Source organism: Acanthopleuribacter pedis (assembly GCF_017377855.1).
Lineage (GTDB): Bacteria > Acidobacteriota > Holophagae > Acanthopleuribacterales > Acanthopleuribacteraceae > Acanthopleuribacter > Acanthopleuribacter pedis.
In genome coordinates, this window is record NZ_JAFREP010000024.1 from 56,673 (window position 1) to 71,067 (window position 14,395).

Sequence of the window (14,395 nt, forward strand, 5' to 3'; positions counted from 1 at the left end):
AAGAAGCGCGATAACTCGCGGTGGTTTTGGCTAAACCTCTGGGCTACAACGGCCTGTAAAAATGCTCACCGCACCTAGTGGGTGCGCCTCCGCTTTTTCCAAACCATTTCGCTCCAGATCTTTAACCAAACCCCCTCACGATTATCGCGCCTCTTAGGTTAAAAGCATTTCAACAAGCCAACTTACAACACTATCATCTTGTCAATATATTCACACCCCTTGTGTTATCAAAATGACAATGTCAACATATCGTCATCGCATTGCCTAATCCCTACCGTCAAAAAGCGACTTAAACACAATAAAAACAACAACTTATATAAATATAAAAAAGCCGGCACACGATCTGCAACACACATAAGCCAAGACAGACATCCTATCTGTCTCACTATCCTCCCCACTTTAGGAGCTATGTTATGAAGAACGTATTATTCATGAGTTTACTCGCGCTTTTCGGCACCTTCGCCACCGCCGCCGAACCCATCCATTCCGACGCAAAAAGTGTCGGCGCCTGGGAATTATTTGAACTGGACTGGAACGTCTCCAACGGCACCCAAGGTCTGGTTGGTTTGATTACCTCCGGCGACTGTTATGTCACCGCGGTGGGTGGGGGCGGTCGTACTTGCGACGTCGTCCACACCAACCGTCAAACCCATCACGGCAGCGCCGCATGGGAACACTTTAAACTGATTCAAATCCAGGGTAATGAATACATCTTGCTGACCTACGACGATTATTTGGTGACCGTCGTCGGCGGCGGCGGCCGTAACCACGACGTGATTCACACCGACCTCAAATACGACACCAACAAACCAGCCGCGGAACAGGGCGGCTCATGGGAGCGCATCAAGGTCATCCACTGGAGCACCGGCCCAGGCGGCGTTCCTCAGTACGCCCTCGAAACAGCGAATGGGAACTACCTGACGGCCGTCAACGGCGGTGGCAAAGGCTGGTATCCCTGCCGCAGATAAGGTGTTTTTTTTCAGCGATCTTTTGATCAATCCACCCGTGCGTTGGTAATATAAAAGACATCAAAAAATCCACCGCTATCTTGGTTAACTCTTGAAAAATGTCGCCATAATGATGACCCATCCAACACCAAATAAGTCACTAATGGTGCATCATTTTTTCTTGCAAAACACCGGCTAAATCACGACTTTCCCAACAAAAACCCGTTTAACGCTTAACCACTTTCTAATCCATCCGAAAACCACGCATAACCCAACCAACCCCGCGGAAAAATCCTTTCCGCGGGTTTTTCATTGGAACGCAGAAACATGAGACGTAACAGCGCGCCCCTCGCTCGGCCCCTGTAAAAGCAAACTGTTGCTTATTACGGTGTTTCGCTTGCGTCTGTTGAGTTCGTCGCGCCCGGTGCGGCAATTCGCGCCGCGGCGGTTTCGTGCAGGCTGCCGAGGTACAGGTAACCGCCGTGTTCCTCCACCGAGGTGATGTGGGCAAAAGGTTTGCCCGACGGTGCCTGCAGGTTGTGGGTCACCCGGCCGCGCCCATCCAGACCCAGAACAAAGGCGTAATGGGCGGGTTTCGGCTGGACCGCCTCCGGTAAACGCACCACCATCTTGCGCAGGAACGGGTACGGGGCCAGGCGGTCGACCAGGGTGTTGCGCGGCGAGGCCATCGCCACCCAAAAGGTGTCGCGTCCGTTGCTGGAAACACCGTCGGGAAAACCTGGCAGATTATCGATCAATATCTCGGCTTCGCCCGCCCGCGCGCCCTGCAGCCAATAGCGTTTGATGCGGTACTTCCAGGTTTCGTTCACCAGGACGAAGGACTGGTCCGGGCTGACCGCGACGCCGTTGGCGAAGTACAGTTCCTCAAGCAGCGTTCGCACCGCACCCGTCGCCGGATCGTAGGCCAGCAATCGGCCGTTGGGGCGGTGCTCCAAGCCGTCGATTTTGTACTGGTGAAAGCGGAATTTTACCGAGGCGTCCGAGAAATAGATGGTGCCGTCGGCGCCAATGTCCAGATCGTCGGTAAAACCGAGCGGGACGCCGTCGGCCTCGATGGCCAGAACGGTTACGGCACCGGCGGGATCAACTTGGAGCAAACCCTTGTAGGCGTCGGCGACGATTAAGTTGCCGGCCGCGTCGAAATGGAGACCCAGCGGCCTGCCGCCGGTGTCGGCAAAGGTGCTGTGCCCGCCGCCGTCCGCCTCGAACCGAACGATGCGCCCATCCTCCAGGCCACCGTAGAACCGCCCCTCGGCGTCCACGGCGATGTCCTCGGGGCCGAGGCCGTCGTCCAGTTCAAAACGGGTGGCGCCCCGGAGCAACTGATTCGGGGCATAGACACCCGTCATCGCGGGTGGCGCGGGCGCTTCCCACACGGCGGGATCAAGCGGAACCGGCCAAAAGCAGAGGTACGCGAGGAGGGGCAGACACAGGGCCGCAAGCACAAGGGCAATCCGTTTCTTCATCTTGTCCCCATGAAAATAATGATGATGATGCTGCCTGTATCCTAGCAGAAGCCATCCACCTGGGTGGGCCGATCCCCAAACGCCCTTGGCAGACCGAGTCGACGAAGTTTTTTCCTTGGTTCAACATACCTGGATCAACCGGGGTACCCATCCCGGCCCCTTCACTCTGTTGGTTTTTCAGAAAAACGGGGCGCGGGACAAGGATTCACCGGCCTCAACTTGGCGTGTCTTTTAAGGGAACCTGGGTTCTGTGACCCGGTTTTCTGCCGCCATTCCCTAGCGCGCCGCGCAAGGGGTTTGCGGGTGGATGTTGATAAACAGCAGGTCTCTGACATCAACGCGGCGGTTGCCGTCGGCATCATCGGCCATTCCATCGCCCCAGGTCGCGGCCAGCGCCCAAAGATCGGCGACATCGTTACAGCCGTCACCGTTAACATCCCGAAACAAGGGGTTGGCGGTGGCGAGCACCCGCACATCGCGTTCGCGGGTGAACCGCGCGTCGGTGACCGTGACGCGGTATCGGGTGGTTTCCGTGAGCACGGGAAGGGTAATCCCCGCGCTGTGACCGGCCGGGACCCCGGTCTCAGGGTTCACCCACGCGAAGGAAAGCGCGCCGGAGGAACAGGTTGCCGCCGCGGTGAGCACCAGCGGATCGCGGCCTTGGGCCAAGTGCGCGCCGGGCGTCACCCTAACGCCTAAGGTGTCGTCGACCGGAATCCCCTCGGCAAGGCGGTTGTACCCGGTCGCCGCCTCCCACACGTCGGCGTTGCTCGTATTCCGATTGGCGAAACGCACCGCGTACTCGGGCCGCTCCGCGATGGATGCAGCGGCGTCGGGCAGCCACAGGGCGAGCCGGGCCTGATCCACCCCGAGACACGCCGGCGCAACAAAACGACCGGAAAGGTGGTGGTCCCCAGGGGTCCAGGTACGAACATCGGCCTCAAGAGGATACCGCGCGAGCACGTCGCCGCCGTCTTCGCCGAGGAGGAGCAGGTACACCGGCCGCGCCTTGGAAAGCGGTGCGTAGCCTACATTTTGGAGGTGGATCGACCAGGAAAAAGGCGCGCCGCCACGAAGGCGCTCGGGCAGTTGCGCGGAAACCCATTGGAAACGGTAACCCAGACCGCGGGAAAGTTCGGCCCAGCAGGGTTCCAACGCGCGCAGCATGTCGGGATGCCAGGAATCGCTGAGGTAGACCGCGCCGAGTCGGGGTGCCTCGGAAAGGGCAACCTCACAACGGCCGAGCGTGTTTGCAACGAGACACGGCGTTTCCAAGCAGCAGGTTTCACCACCCCACGGGGAGAGCCGTGCGTCGGTTTCCATTTCGGTCAGCCAGAATTCCCGCTGTCCCGCACCATAGGTGCCCCCGTCGGTTTCATTGGCCAACCAGCAATCGTTGTGGTGGGCAATGCGGGCCGCACTGGAGCAGTTCCCCACCGCGGCCGGCGCGGTCGCTTCCAATTCACGAATGAACCCCGGCGTGCGTACTTGGATCGGCAGACAATCCGGCAGGTGTTGCAGCAGGAGTCGCCAGACGGCGGCGCGCCCCGCCGGCGTATCGTGCCCGGAGGCCGAGCTGTGCCATTCGCCCCAGGCGCCGATCATCCCAGCCTGAAAAAAAGCGATCACATCTTTGTTGGCTTCGAATATCGGGGCGAGTTGACCGAGATGCACATCCATCCATTCGAGGGAGGCATCTTCCCCGGAAAGGGCATCATTGTATGAGATACGCACGATCCCTTTGACGCCGGCCGCGCGCATCGCGCTGAAGTTGGCGCGAATGACGGCCAGGGTTTGGCTGTCGACGGCGCTGTCGCGGCAGCATGAAAGCAAAATCCGCGCGTAGGCCAAGGTGTACCCCTGATCGCGGATGCCCTGGTACCAGGTTCCGGGCGTGGTCAGTTCACCCCATACGTACAGACCGCGTTCCGGGTTGGGGAAATCCGCGGCGGACGGCTGGTAGGTATGGGTGGTTTGCCCCTTGGCCGGGCAACCCAAGACGAGTAGCAGCAAAAACCTAAAATACGGAACGCGAACCTGCATCGTCCACCTCATCCAACGTAAGTCGATTTCATTTTACGGGCGCTCCGGCAAAAAGCCATGCGGCGGCGCGCACACTCCGGCAGCTAAAGCTGCGGTCAGACAAGAGAACCACCATGCCCTTGCCCATCCGCGCGGCAGTGAAACGCTTTTGGTGCATGAACCTGAGAAGCGCGATAACTCGCGGTGGTTTTGCTAAACCTCTGGGATGCAACGGCTCGTGACAATGCATACGGCACCCAGTGGGTGCACGTCGTGCGCGACCCCGACCCACTTTTCCCAAGTCGTTTCGCTCCAGATTTTTAGCAAAACCCCCTCGCTCTTATCGCGCCTCTTCGGTTGAATCCCTGGATAGGTACCTTATCCGAAAATCGGTTGGTCCCATGGTTACCCCTGTAAAAACAGCGCCTGAGCATCGGCCTTTGTCGCCGCCAACACCCGCCCCGGCGCGGGATCAGGAAGCGAGTCCGCTAGGCCCGCATTTCTCACAAGGAATTCTGCTGCGAATCCTTGTGAGAAATGCGGGCTGGGCACCGGTTGGCTGCGTTATCTGCAGACGGCCGCCTCCAAGCAAAAGCGACCAGAAGCCGCCTACACAACCACGCTCACACCTGAGACTTTCACCGCGGCCGGACCGAGAGGTGCCGAATCTGACCAAAACCGGGCGCAAAGCCGCCGAATCCCGGAAAGCTTGGCCCCAAATGCGGGGAAACCGCGCATAATTGGGCGATGCTTATTGGGAGGCCGTCTATGAATCAAGATCTCGAACATTTGCGATTATTAACTATTTTCCACTATGTCGCCGCTATTTTGCTCGCGGTATTTGCCTGTTTCCCGTTGATCCATCTCTTCTTAGGGATTTTCATGATCAGCGGCGGATTCAACCAGCCCGGACAAGAAGCGCCGCCCGCCGCATTCGGCGTCATCTTTATTGTCGGGGCCGCGGTGTTCATTTTTTTAGGTTGGATCGGCGCGTTCCTCATTTACCTGACGGGACGGTACCTCGGTGAACGGAAACATTACACCTTCTGTTTGGTGGTCGCCGCCCTGAGCGGCATCTGCCTGATGCCCCTCGGCACCATCCTCGCCGTGTTCACCATCGTCGTGCTGATGCGACCCAGCGTGAAGGAATTATTCGAGGCGCCGGCCTCACCCGACCAAAAGGCCGCCGCTTCAGCGATGTAGTGCGTGTCCCATGGGAAGAAACTCCGTGGAGCGTTTTTATTTTTTTTGCATTTTGGGCCTTGACCCCGTACCTATGTACGGAACCTATACTCACAAACATTGGGAGGCACCGATGGCATTGGAAACCAAAAAAGGACGCACCATCGGCGCGGCGGCCAAAGCAGCCGGGCTTGGGGTTGAAACGATTCGCTTCTACGAACGCAAGGGGCTCATCGTGCAACCGCCGAAGCACGGCGGATTTCGCACCTATTCCGACAACGACATCAAGCAGTTGCGTTTCATCCGTAAAGCCAAAACCCTTGGTTTTACCTTGGATGCGATTAAGTCGTTGCTGGCGCTTGAATCCGGTACGGAAGAATCCAACGCGGTGATTCACGCCAAATCGGAAGAAACCATCCGCGAAATCCAGCAAAAAATCGCCGAGTTGGAGCAGATGCTCGCGTCCTTACAAAAGTTTTCGACCTCATGCGCCCACGGGAAAAAGACCTCGGCCAAACACTGCGGTCTGCTCGAATGTTTTGAAAAAGATTGGGACTGTTGTTAACAGTCCCCAACCTAAGGAGTCATCATGGCATCTCAAACACAATGCAAATGTCCGAAAAATAGCTGCTGCTGTGGCGGTAAAAACTGCCGCTGCACATCCTGCTGCGCCTGTCGCGACGCCTGTACCTGCCGCGCAACCTAACACCAAACCCCGCGTTTCGCGCGTATCGATCTCGGGAGGTGCGCCGCGAAACGCGGGAACAGGTCCGTACACAACCTAGAACCCACAACGCGTACACGGCCCCCGTTACGAGGTGGGTTTTTCCCCTTCACGCTCAGCCGAAAGCACCACCTCGGGCCGCGCTTCACCTGGGCCGGCGTGGCTTGTGAGAAGCGGCGGTGCTGGCGCGGGCGCCTCTAAACGCGCCGCTTCAGCAACCGTCGTCAACGCGGCATCGTGCGAAACACCCGCGGCGATCTGCTGTTGCAGGTTTTCGATAAGCGCGGTCATATGGTCCATCTTGTCGGCCATCCGGCTGATTTTTTCGTCGAGTTGGTCCACGGACGCCTGCGCCAAGGAATGGTGAAACATCGGAAGCGCCGCTTCCCAAGTCTCGGCCCGCAACCAACCCTGACGTACATAACCCTTTTGCTCCAAATACGCTTGACGCCAACGGTTGCCGTAGGCGCCAATCAAGACATGCACCCCCACGTTCAGCACACCGGTCACCGCACCAAAGTCGGTATAAATTTGCGAGAGGATGTGGAGCACCTCCACGGCGAGCAACCCGGCACCGGCGGCGGGTAGCCGTTTCACAAAAGCCCAAATAAACCCAAAAATCGCGCCCGGCCAAGAGAACCCCTGTTTCACAACCGCCGGACCCTCGGTGGGGTGGAGATAAGTTATGTAGGTCGCGGGCTGATTGCTCAAGGTTCACCTCGTCGTCGCATCGTGAAAAAACACCGGGCCTTTCCCCCGGCCAGTCTGTTCGGCGCGGCCTTCACCTGCTTAGTCCCTGCATTCCAGGCAAACAAAGATTCAGCACCAATGTTGGAACCACGCTGAGGGTCCAGTCATCGGAAGGGTTACGTGTTGCACCAACTTATCCCTTTCTCAGCACTTCCGCCAGCCAAATTCCGCTTGAATGCCCTTCAAGACAACTTCCATGGGCATCCCTTGAACCGCGCGTTTTCGCGTTTCTTAGGTTGAAGCCGCCAAAACCATTCAAAAGAAACCCCACCCGCGCGGGTGAACCACGGGGGTGGGGTGTGTCGTTACAGGGTTAGCCGGTGGTGCCGAGACCCCCGGCGATGGCGTTGATGGTGAGCAGCAGCCCTGGCAGCATGGCTTCGCTCGCGGCGGTGTCGCCGGCCGCGCGCAGTTCACGCCAACGGCGCAGTTGCTCCCGTTGCTGGTGGTGCAACAAGTGCAAACCGGCGCGGCGCCGCGCCAGCGGCCGTTCGGTTTTTTGGCGCGTTTCCGACAAGGGTCCGCCGTAAATCGCCTCAAGTACCTTCATGGTTCGGCCGTATTCCTCCTCGATCAACGCGAAGATCCGTGTTCGCACCGTTTCGTCACGCACCAAGGCGGCGTACTTTTTCATGATCTGCAGATCGGCGGTGGCGATGCTGGTCGCTACATTACTTATTAAATAGTGCAGCGGCGGCCAGAATTGGTTTTTGGCGTTTTTGAGCAGCTCAAAACCCTCGGGATCTTTGCGGCGCAACGCGTCCAGCGCGTAACCGACACCGTACCAACCGGACAGGTAAAACCGCGATTGGTTCCAGCTAAACACCCAGGGAATGGCGCGCAGATCGCCCAAGCTCCGACTACCGGTGCGTCGCGACGGGCGCGACCCGATGTGGCTCGACTCAATCGCATCAATCGGCGTGGCCTCGCGGAAGAAGGCCACAAAACCCTCGGTCTCCAGCAAGGCGCGGTAGGCCTGGAAACTCTGTTCCGCCGCCTCGTCCAAAATGCCGCGCAGACGCACCTCAACGGCGTCCTCGCGTGGCGCCTTGAAGGCGGCCTCGGTGGTGCCCGCCGCGAGGAGTTCCAGGTTCACCGCGGCCGTCATTTGGTTGGCGTACTTTTGCGCGATGGTTTCGCCCTGCTCGGTCAACCGCAGGTCCCCGGTCAGAGAACCCGGCGGCAATGCGCGCAGGAAACGGTGGGAAGGACCGGCGCCGCGGCCGATGGTACCGCCGCGACCGTGGAAAAACCGCAAGGCAACGCCGTGGCGGGCGGCCACTTGGCTCATCGCCTCCTGGGCTTGGTACAAGGTCCAAAAGCTGGCGAGGATGCCGCCGTCTTTGTTGCTGTCGCTGTAGCCGACCATGATCTGCTGGATCGGTGTGGTTTCACCGTTCCGTTCCGCCTGGCAGGCCAAGCTGCGTTGCGTGAGCGGGAACGACAGGAATGCGTCGAGGATGTCGGCACTGCGCCGCAAATCGTCGATGGTTTCGAAGAGCGGCACCACGGGCAGACGGCACACCAAACCGGCATCGCCGGCAAACACCAGCCCGGTTTCCCGCGCCAGCAAGTAAACCGCGGCGAGGTCGGTAAAATTGCGGGTCATGCTGACAATCAACGCACCCAAACCCGCTTGGCCGTGGTGATCAATCTGATCTTTTAACACCCGGAAGCAGGCCAGAACGGCGTCGGCTTCTTTGCCCAGGCCGCTGCCGGCCAAGGTAAAGGGACGCGGGGATTGCAGTTCTTCCGTGAGGAAGGCGATCCGTTTGGCAAGGTCCCAATCCGCAAAGGCGTGGTCGACAACACCCGCGGCGGCCAGTAACTGGCCCACGGCGCGGTCGTGGAAGGCACTGTTTTGGCGCACGTCCAATACCGCCAGGTGGAAACCGAAACACTGCACCGCGCGCTGCACCGGGAAAACGTCGGCCTCGGCCAAACGCCGGGCGCCGACGGCGTCGAGGGAATCGGCGAGCAGGTCTAAATCAGCGAGCAACGCTGAAGGATCGGCGTAGTCGCCGGGCTGTTGGTGCAGTTGCGCCTCGTCATTGGCCAACATGCGAATCGGCAGCTTGGCGATCATCAGATTCACCGCCTGGCGCCAGGGTTCGCCTTTGTTGCGGGCAATCGCCGCAACCCCGCGTTCACCAAGCGCCGCGGTCGTCCGGGCCAGCCATTGGACCAGCGCGCTTGGGGTTTCCTGTAGGTAGTCGGACAAGCTGATGCGCGCGGCGAGGTTGGTGAGTTGTTCGCGCAGGCACAACAACGCCTGGGTACGCTGTTCGCTCAAGGTTTCGCGGGTAACGGCTTCGGTGACAAAGGGATGGCCGTCGCGGTCGCCGCCGACCCAGGTCCCAAAGCGGAAACGCGGCAACTGATCGGCGCGCCGCAACAGGGCCGGGTCAAAACCCAGATCGCGCCAGGTGCGGCGCAGGCGTTGGTCGGCGAGGGGGACCACCTCGGGGAATACGGTGCGCAGGTAGTGCAGAATGTTGCGGCGTTCCGAGGCCAGGTCGGGTTTTTCCAAAAAGATCTCGCCCGTGCGCCACAGGCGTTCGAGCAGGTCCTTCATTTCGCCGCGAATTTGATCGCGTTCCAGCGAGGTCCACATCCCGTTTTCTTGTTTGACAAGCAACAGGTACATCTCGCGGTGATGGCCCAAAACGGTGGCGCGTTTGGCCTCGGTCGGGTGGGCGGTGAGCACCGGTTCCACGCGGACATCGGGCAAGCGGGCGGCTATCTGTTCGGCGGTCACGCCGGCTTGACGGAGCCGCTGCAACACTTGGCGCCAGCGACCCGACTCGGGTTCGGCCTCGGCGTCGGCGGCCACGGCGCGCAGCCGTTGGATGTGGGCGTTTTCTTCAACTTGGTTAAGGAAATGGAAGGCCATCGAATAGGCTTGGGCGGTGCGTTCGGGGAGCATTTCGCCTTGTAACTCGAGGCGAAACAGGTTTTTGGCGAGGTCGGGTTCGTTGAGGGAAACCAACACTTCGCGAAAGCAATCCAGCACCATGGCCAAATCCTGTTCGATTTTCTGGTCGAGGTCAAAAGTCTGGGGAAAAGACACGATTCGCCTCCTGGCATCCAAAAATGGGGGGTGCAGGCATCTTAACAAACCTGGATGGACTTAGCGTGAGTTCAACACGAATTGGCGTGCCGCACCACAACGCCGGCACCGCGTTTGCTTGACTGTGTCGTGGATTTTTGCCACAAACCCTTGATTGATTTGCGTTTCCCACGCCCTACACCCACTTTTCAGCGAGGAACCTCCATGCGCTTCACCCCGTTTTGCCCTTGTTTGCTCCTGCTTTTCGCCACCCTGTTCGCGAGTGAACCAAGCGGGGTACCCACCAAAATTACGGTTGAAAAACGGCCGGTCGCCGACATCACCCACATCTTTGATTTCCAGAAGGTGGTCGTGCTTGAAGAACACCCGGACCACCTGCTCGCGGGCGTCGATCAGGTGATCGTCGATCCCCAAACCGGCGAATTATGGGTCGGTGATTACCGCGGCGCCGAACGCATCTTCCGTTTCTCACCCGAGGGCGCGTTCCGCGCGGTTTACGGCGGGTCGGGCGAAGGGCCCGGCGAATTCATAGCTTACGGCGACTTTTTCATCAACAAGGCGGGCGAATTGGTGGTCGTGGGTCTGCAAAAAATGGCGCGTTTCCACCGCGACGGTCGTTTGCTCTCGGAGCACCTTTACCAAACCATCGCCGACCGTCCCTCGCTAAACATTCGCCAGGGCCTTTACCACAAGGGCTTTTACTACGGATTCGGCCGCAACAGTGCCGAACCCCTGGCGATTTGGGTAATTGACGACCTGTTCAGGCTGATCAAACAATTTCATCCCACCGATGCGCGCGCCAAACACTTCAATTTCCCGCCCGTCCTGTACCTCACCGAATACAAGGATCGGCTGTTGATCGCGGACTTTTTCGACACGGCCCTGTGGGAATACGATGCGCGCGGCAATTTACTGGAAAAACACCTGTTGCTGCATTCGCAAGTCGATTTTGAGGCGCTGAAGGGCCGCGATCCCCATACCCAACGGGCCGCTTTTACATCCGCCCTCGCCCAGGTGGTGCGCTGGGATATTGCCGTTGGTTTTGCCGATGCGGTGTTCCTCATGCACATGGACGCACCCAAGCGGCGTTATGTGGCGAGCTGGTACCATCCGGCCGAAAAGCGGTTGGTGGAAATGGGGAGCCACGGTTTTTTGCGCACCCAAGCCGGCCCGGGCTCGCCGGTGGTGTTTGAGGCGCTGGTCGGCCGCCACCAAAACCAACTCATCGGGTTCCAATGGGATGAGGACAACCTGACGGTGATGAAACAGCAGTTCCCGCAAATGAACGACACTGACAAACCCCATCTCTTTTTCTTTTCACCAAAAAACATGAAGCATTAGGTAACCCACCCAGCTTCAGAACAGCCACAAAAAATGACACAATGGGTAAATTTCAGACAACAACCAAACGCGCCCATCGGTTTTTGAAGAGGTGGCCCCCATGAATTCCGCAAGCAACGTGCGTCCCAATATTCTGTTGATTCTCACCGACGAAGAACGCTACCCGCCCTCCTACGAAGACGCGGTCTTGCAAGCATTCCGGGCCGACCACCTACCCGGCCGCCAAGCCCTGTGCGAGAACGCGCTGGTTTTTAACAACCATACCATTGGTTCCAGCGCCTGTGTCCCCAGCCGCGCCACCCTTTTTACCGCCCACTACCCTTCCCTCCACGGCGCCACCCAAACGGCCGGCGTCACCAAAAACAACTTTGACCGCGAGATGTTTTGGCTGCAGCCCACCATGGGCAATGGCTTTCGCGCGGGCGGCTACCGCACCTTTTACCACGTCAAATGGGACATGTAGCGGGCGAGTATTTACAACCCGGTCACCCGCGATGTCTTTGCCCACGGTCGAGGATTCCGGCCAACGGCTCCCGGCCAACGAGGCCCTCTACCGCGCGGCCGACCGGCTCGACGCCTTCGGTTTCTCCGACTGGATCGGCCTCGATCCCAACGGTCCCACCAAGTCGGAGACGGGCCTGCTGCGCGACGCGATCACGGCGCAACAAACGGTGCAACGCCTGCACCAACGCCAGGAGGATTGCAAGGCGGGCGATACCCGCCCCTGGCCGGCGACCCGACTGCCGCGGCCGACTACGCGGCCAGGGGCGGAACGCGGCACCAGCATTACAGCGCCATCAAACAGAAATTCTACGAACAAGAAGCGGTGCGTCGCGGCGCGGGTTTCTGGCAAAACCGCGTCATGAGCAAAAGACGTCCCCGACAGGAAACCGCCGTTTGGTAGGCACACGGCCGGTGGGGAAACCCTGCTACGCCTTGAATAGATGGTTGAATCCATGGCGCGCCGGTTTCACAATAGGCTGGTACTCAATCCAAAGACACCCCGAGGCACCCCGCATGCATACCCAAGTTTGCACCTTAGGCCCCGCGCCCGCGCTTTTGGTTAGCCAGGATCGCCCGGAAACCGCCGCGGCGAAAGGGACCGTTCTGTTGTTTCACGGATTTTCAGTGGATTGCAGCGTGAACCAACGGGAATTGGAAAGCCTGGCGGCGCGGGGTTTTTTGGCGGTCGGGATCGACAACGCGGGCCACGGCCGGCGTCGCGATCCCGATTGGGAGGCCAAATTTGGGCCGGGCGGCGATTGGATGCGGCATTTCCTCCAACTGGTACGGCAAACCGCGGCGGAGGTGCCCGATATTTTGGATGCGCTCGCGGGTCGGGACCTCTTGCCCAAGGAAAAAGCGGGCGTGACCGGTATTTCCATGGGTGGGCTGATCAGCTACGCGGCGATGTTACACGATTCACGCGTCGTTTCAGCCACGCCGATGATCGCGACGCCAAAAGACGTCGCCGATCAGGCGAACCGGTTTTTTCCAGCCGCGATTTTGTCGCAAACCGCGGGCCTAGACGAAGTCGTCGACTACCGCGATGCCGCCGATTTCCACGCGGCGTTGGCACCCCATTACGCGGACCAACCGGAGCGGGAAAAGCTGATCAACTACCCCGACAGCCCCCACACCATGCGCGAAAACGACTGGCACGATGCCTGGGCCAAGGTCCTGGCCTGGCATGAACGCTTTTTGCCGTAGGCCGAATGGTTTCACGTGGCGGGCCGCGACGTCGCATAGCCGCTTGGTTTGCCCGACCAGGTCATCGGTTTCAGGTGGCTAACCTCGTGATTTCCTGGTTGCGGTAGGCCTTCAGCCTACTCTTTTTTGGAGCCTTTGACCCAGGGTTGGCACCCGCCTGCTACGCGCCGGGTCCCAACCCTGGGCTTCAATCCTGCACGGCGTTGCCGTGCCACCGGTTCACACGCCGGCGTCCCATTCTCGTTGCGCCGCTTGTTGTTGCATTTCCCCGGCCTATCCCCGCGCCAGCCAAACGCCCCTCCGCCCCCCTTCACCCTCACACAGACCCGACACCCCGATCAAAGTCAACATCTTGCACATGACTGTCCCCATCGCCGTGTTCGCGTCAGACGATGGGGTTGGATGACCGACCAGGGTATGGTAAAAATCGAGCAAAGCCCGCGGAAAAAAATCGCGGAACGAGGCAAACTTTCCGAACTTAAGCCGGTCAAGGTGCGCTAAGATGAAGCAAATCAAGCGATTAGCAAAGAAAAAACTCGCGATTTGGGAGGTAAAACAGGCTGTTTTCCAGTGGATTCGCCCCCAAAAAGGCCAAAAGATCCAACAGGTTTTTCGCCATAACCCCCAGGAAAACAAGCACTTCTAAAATTTAGGACTTAGGGACCTACATCCACTACAACAAGGATTGGAACTTGGATAAAGGCGGCGCCTTATCTCGATTTGGTGACTTAGGGACCTACATCCACTACAACAAGGATTGGAACAGTGCGCGTGAAGGTTAAACGTGTTCCTCATCTCATCTTAGGGACCTACATCCACTACAACAAGGATTGGAACCTGTCCGGTCGACCCATGGCAACGCGGTAGGCCTGCTTAGGGACCTACATCCACTACAACAAGGATTGGAACCTCATGTCGGCCACAAACTCGGGAACCGGCCAGATCCTTAGGGACCTACATCCACTACAACAAGGATTGGAACGCATTGCCGTCAACGCAACGTGGTTCATTGGGATTCTTAGTGACCTACATCCACTACAACAAGGATTGGAACCGGAAAACACTGAAAATACAGACGAAAACGAATCTCTTAGTGACCTACATCCACTACAACAAGGATTGGAACTACCGTGCTGCAAACCATGGCATCAGCCACACGTTC

Annotated in this window: 11 protein-coding genes and 1 CRISPR repeat array (1 of these 12 running past the window's edge); of the genes, 7 read left to right on the forward strand and 4 right to left on the reverse strand. The window is 58.8% G+C overall.

Going from position 1 to position 14,395, the window contains the following annotated elements:
* Positions 1 to 413 precede the first annotated feature (413 nt).
* A complete protein-coding gene (locus tag J3U88_RS23160) occupies positions 414 to 968 on the forward strand; it encodes a fascin domain-containing protein (RefSeq protein WP_207861371.1) in 555 nt (184 codons plus the stop codon).
* A gap of 362 nt (positions 969 to 1,330) precedes the next feature.
* Here the strand turns inward: J3U88_RS23160 and J3U88_RS23165 are convergent, their stop codons facing one another.
* On the reverse strand, positions 1,331 to 2,434 hold the full coding sequence (locus J3U88_RS23165) for an SMP-30/gluconolactonase/LRE family protein (RefSeq protein ID WP_207861372.1): 1,104 nt from the start codon (positions 2,432 to 2,434) through the stop codon (positions 1,331 to 1,333).
* Positions 2,435 to 2,710: 276 nt separating this feature from the next.
* Positions 2,711 to 4,477, reverse strand: a complete 1,767-nt coding sequence (locus J3U88_RS23170) for a DUF4874 domain-containing protein (RefSeq protein WP_207861373.1) — start codon at positions 4,475 to 4,477, stop codon at positions 2,711 to 2,713.
* A 747-nt stretch (positions 4,478 to 5,224) separates the two neighbouring features.
* Between J3U88_RS23170 and J3U88_RS23175 the strand changes: the two genes are divergently transcribed.
* Positions 5,225 to 5,659, forward strand: a complete 435-nt coding sequence (locus tag J3U88_RS23175) for a hypothetical protein (RefSeq protein WP_207861374.1) — start codon at positions 5,225 to 5,227, stop codon at positions 5,657 to 5,659.
* Positions 5,660 to 5,771: 112 nt separating this feature from the next.
* Entirely contained in the window at positions 5,772 to 6,203 is a 432-nt protein-coding gene (locus J3U88_RS23180) for a MerR family transcriptional regulator (RefSeq protein WP_207861375.1), read from the forward strand.
* A 246-nt stretch (positions 6,204 to 6,449) separates the two neighbouring features.
* Here the strand turns inward: J3U88_RS23180 and J3U88_RS23185 are convergent, their stop codons facing one another.
* Positions 6,450 to 7,073 carry a DUF2628 domain-containing protein gene (locus J3U88_RS23185; protein ID WP_207861376.1) on the reverse strand — a complete coding sequence of 208 codons (624 nt, stop codon included), beginning with the start codon at positions 7,071 to 7,073 and terminating at the stop codon, positions 6,450 to 6,452.
* Between the two features lie 352 nt (positions 7,074 to 7,425).
* Positions 7,426 to 10,182 (reverse strand): phosphoenolpyruvate carboxylase, encoded by a 2,757-nt coding sequence (locus J3U88_RS23190; protein WP_207861377.1) that lies wholly within the window; start codon positions 10,180 to 10,182, stop codon positions 7,426 to 7,428.
* Positions 10,183 to 10,386: 204 nt separating this feature from the next.
* Between J3U88_RS23190 and J3U88_RS23195 the strand changes: the two genes are divergently transcribed.
* The 4 genes from J3U88_RS23195 to J3U88_RS23210 all read left to right on the forward strand — a co-directional run bounded on the left by J3U88_RS23195 (position 10,387) and on the right by J3U88_RS23210 (position 13,233).
* Positions 10,387 to 11,523 carry a 6-bladed beta-propeller gene (locus J3U88_RS23195; RefSeq protein WP_207861378.1) on the forward strand — a complete coding sequence of 379 codons (1,137 nt, stop codon included), beginning with the start codon at positions 10,387 to 10,389 and terminating at the stop codon, positions 11,521 to 11,523.
* Positions 11,524 to 11,623: 100 nt separating this feature from the next.
* Entirely contained in the window at positions 11,624 to 11,986 is a 363-nt protein-coding gene (locus J3U88_RS23200) for a sulfatase-like hydrolase/transferase (RefSeq protein ID WP_207861379.1), read from the forward strand.
* A gap of 31 nt (positions 11,987 to 12,017) precedes the next feature.
* Positions 12,018 to 12,389 (forward strand): hypothetical protein, encoded by a 372-nt coding sequence (locus J3U88_RS23205; RefSeq protein WP_207861380.1) that lies wholly within the window; start codon positions 12,018 to 12,020, stop codon positions 12,387 to 12,389.
* A 151-nt stretch (positions 12,390 to 12,540) separates the two neighbouring features.
* Complete coding sequence (locus J3U88_RS23210; protein WP_207861381.1) at positions 12,541 to 13,233, forward strand: alpha/beta hydrolase family protein; 693 nt, start codon at positions 12,541 to 12,543, stop codon at positions 13,231 to 13,233.
* Between the two features lie 655 nt (positions 13,234 to 13,888).
* A CRISPR array of direct repeats spans positions 13,889 to 14,395; the repeat unit is 37 nt; unit sequence CTTAGGGACCTACATCCACTACAACAAGGATTGGAAC (it continues 255 nt past the right edge of the window).

Excerpts from the sequence above, each read along its gene's own strand:
- J3U88_RS23175 (WP_207861374.1), top strand. The coding sequence starts at position 5,225 with ATGAATCAAGATCTCGAACATTTGCGATTATTAACTATTTTCCACTAT.
- J3U88_RS23180 (WP_207861375.1), top strand. The coding sequence starts at position 5,772 with ATGGCATTGGAAACCAAAAAAGGACGCACCATCGGCGCGGCGGCCAAA.
- J3U88_RS23210 (WP_207861381.1), top strand. The coding sequence starts at position 12,541 with ATGCATACCCAAGTTTGCACCTTAGGCCCCGCGCCCGCGCTTTTGGTT.
- J3U88_RS23200 (WP_207861379.1), top strand. The coding sequence starts at position 11,624 with ATGAATTCCGCAAGCAACGTGCGTCCCAATATTCTGTTGATTCTCACC.
- J3U88_RS23160 (WP_207861371.1), top strand. The coding sequence starts at position 414 with ATGAAGAACGTATTATTCATGAGTTTACTCGCGCTTTTCGGCACCTTC.
- J3U88_RS23170 (WP_207861373.1), bottom strand. The coding sequence starts at position 4,477 with ATGCAGGTTCGCGTTCCGTATTTTAGGTTTTTGCTGCTACTCGTCTTG.
- J3U88_RS23165 (WP_207861372.1), bottom strand. The coding sequence starts at position 2,434 with ATGAAGAAACGGATTGCCCTTGTGCTTGCGGCCCTGTGTCTGCCCCTC.
- J3U88_RS23195 (WP_207861378.1), top strand. The coding sequence starts at position 10,387 with ATGCGCTTCACCCCGTTTTGCCCTTGTTTGCTCCTGCTTTTCGCCACC.
- J3U88_RS23205 (WP_207861380.1), top strand. The coding sequence starts at position 12,018 with ATGTCTTTGCCCACGGTCGAGGATTCCGGCCAACGGCTCCCGGCCAAC.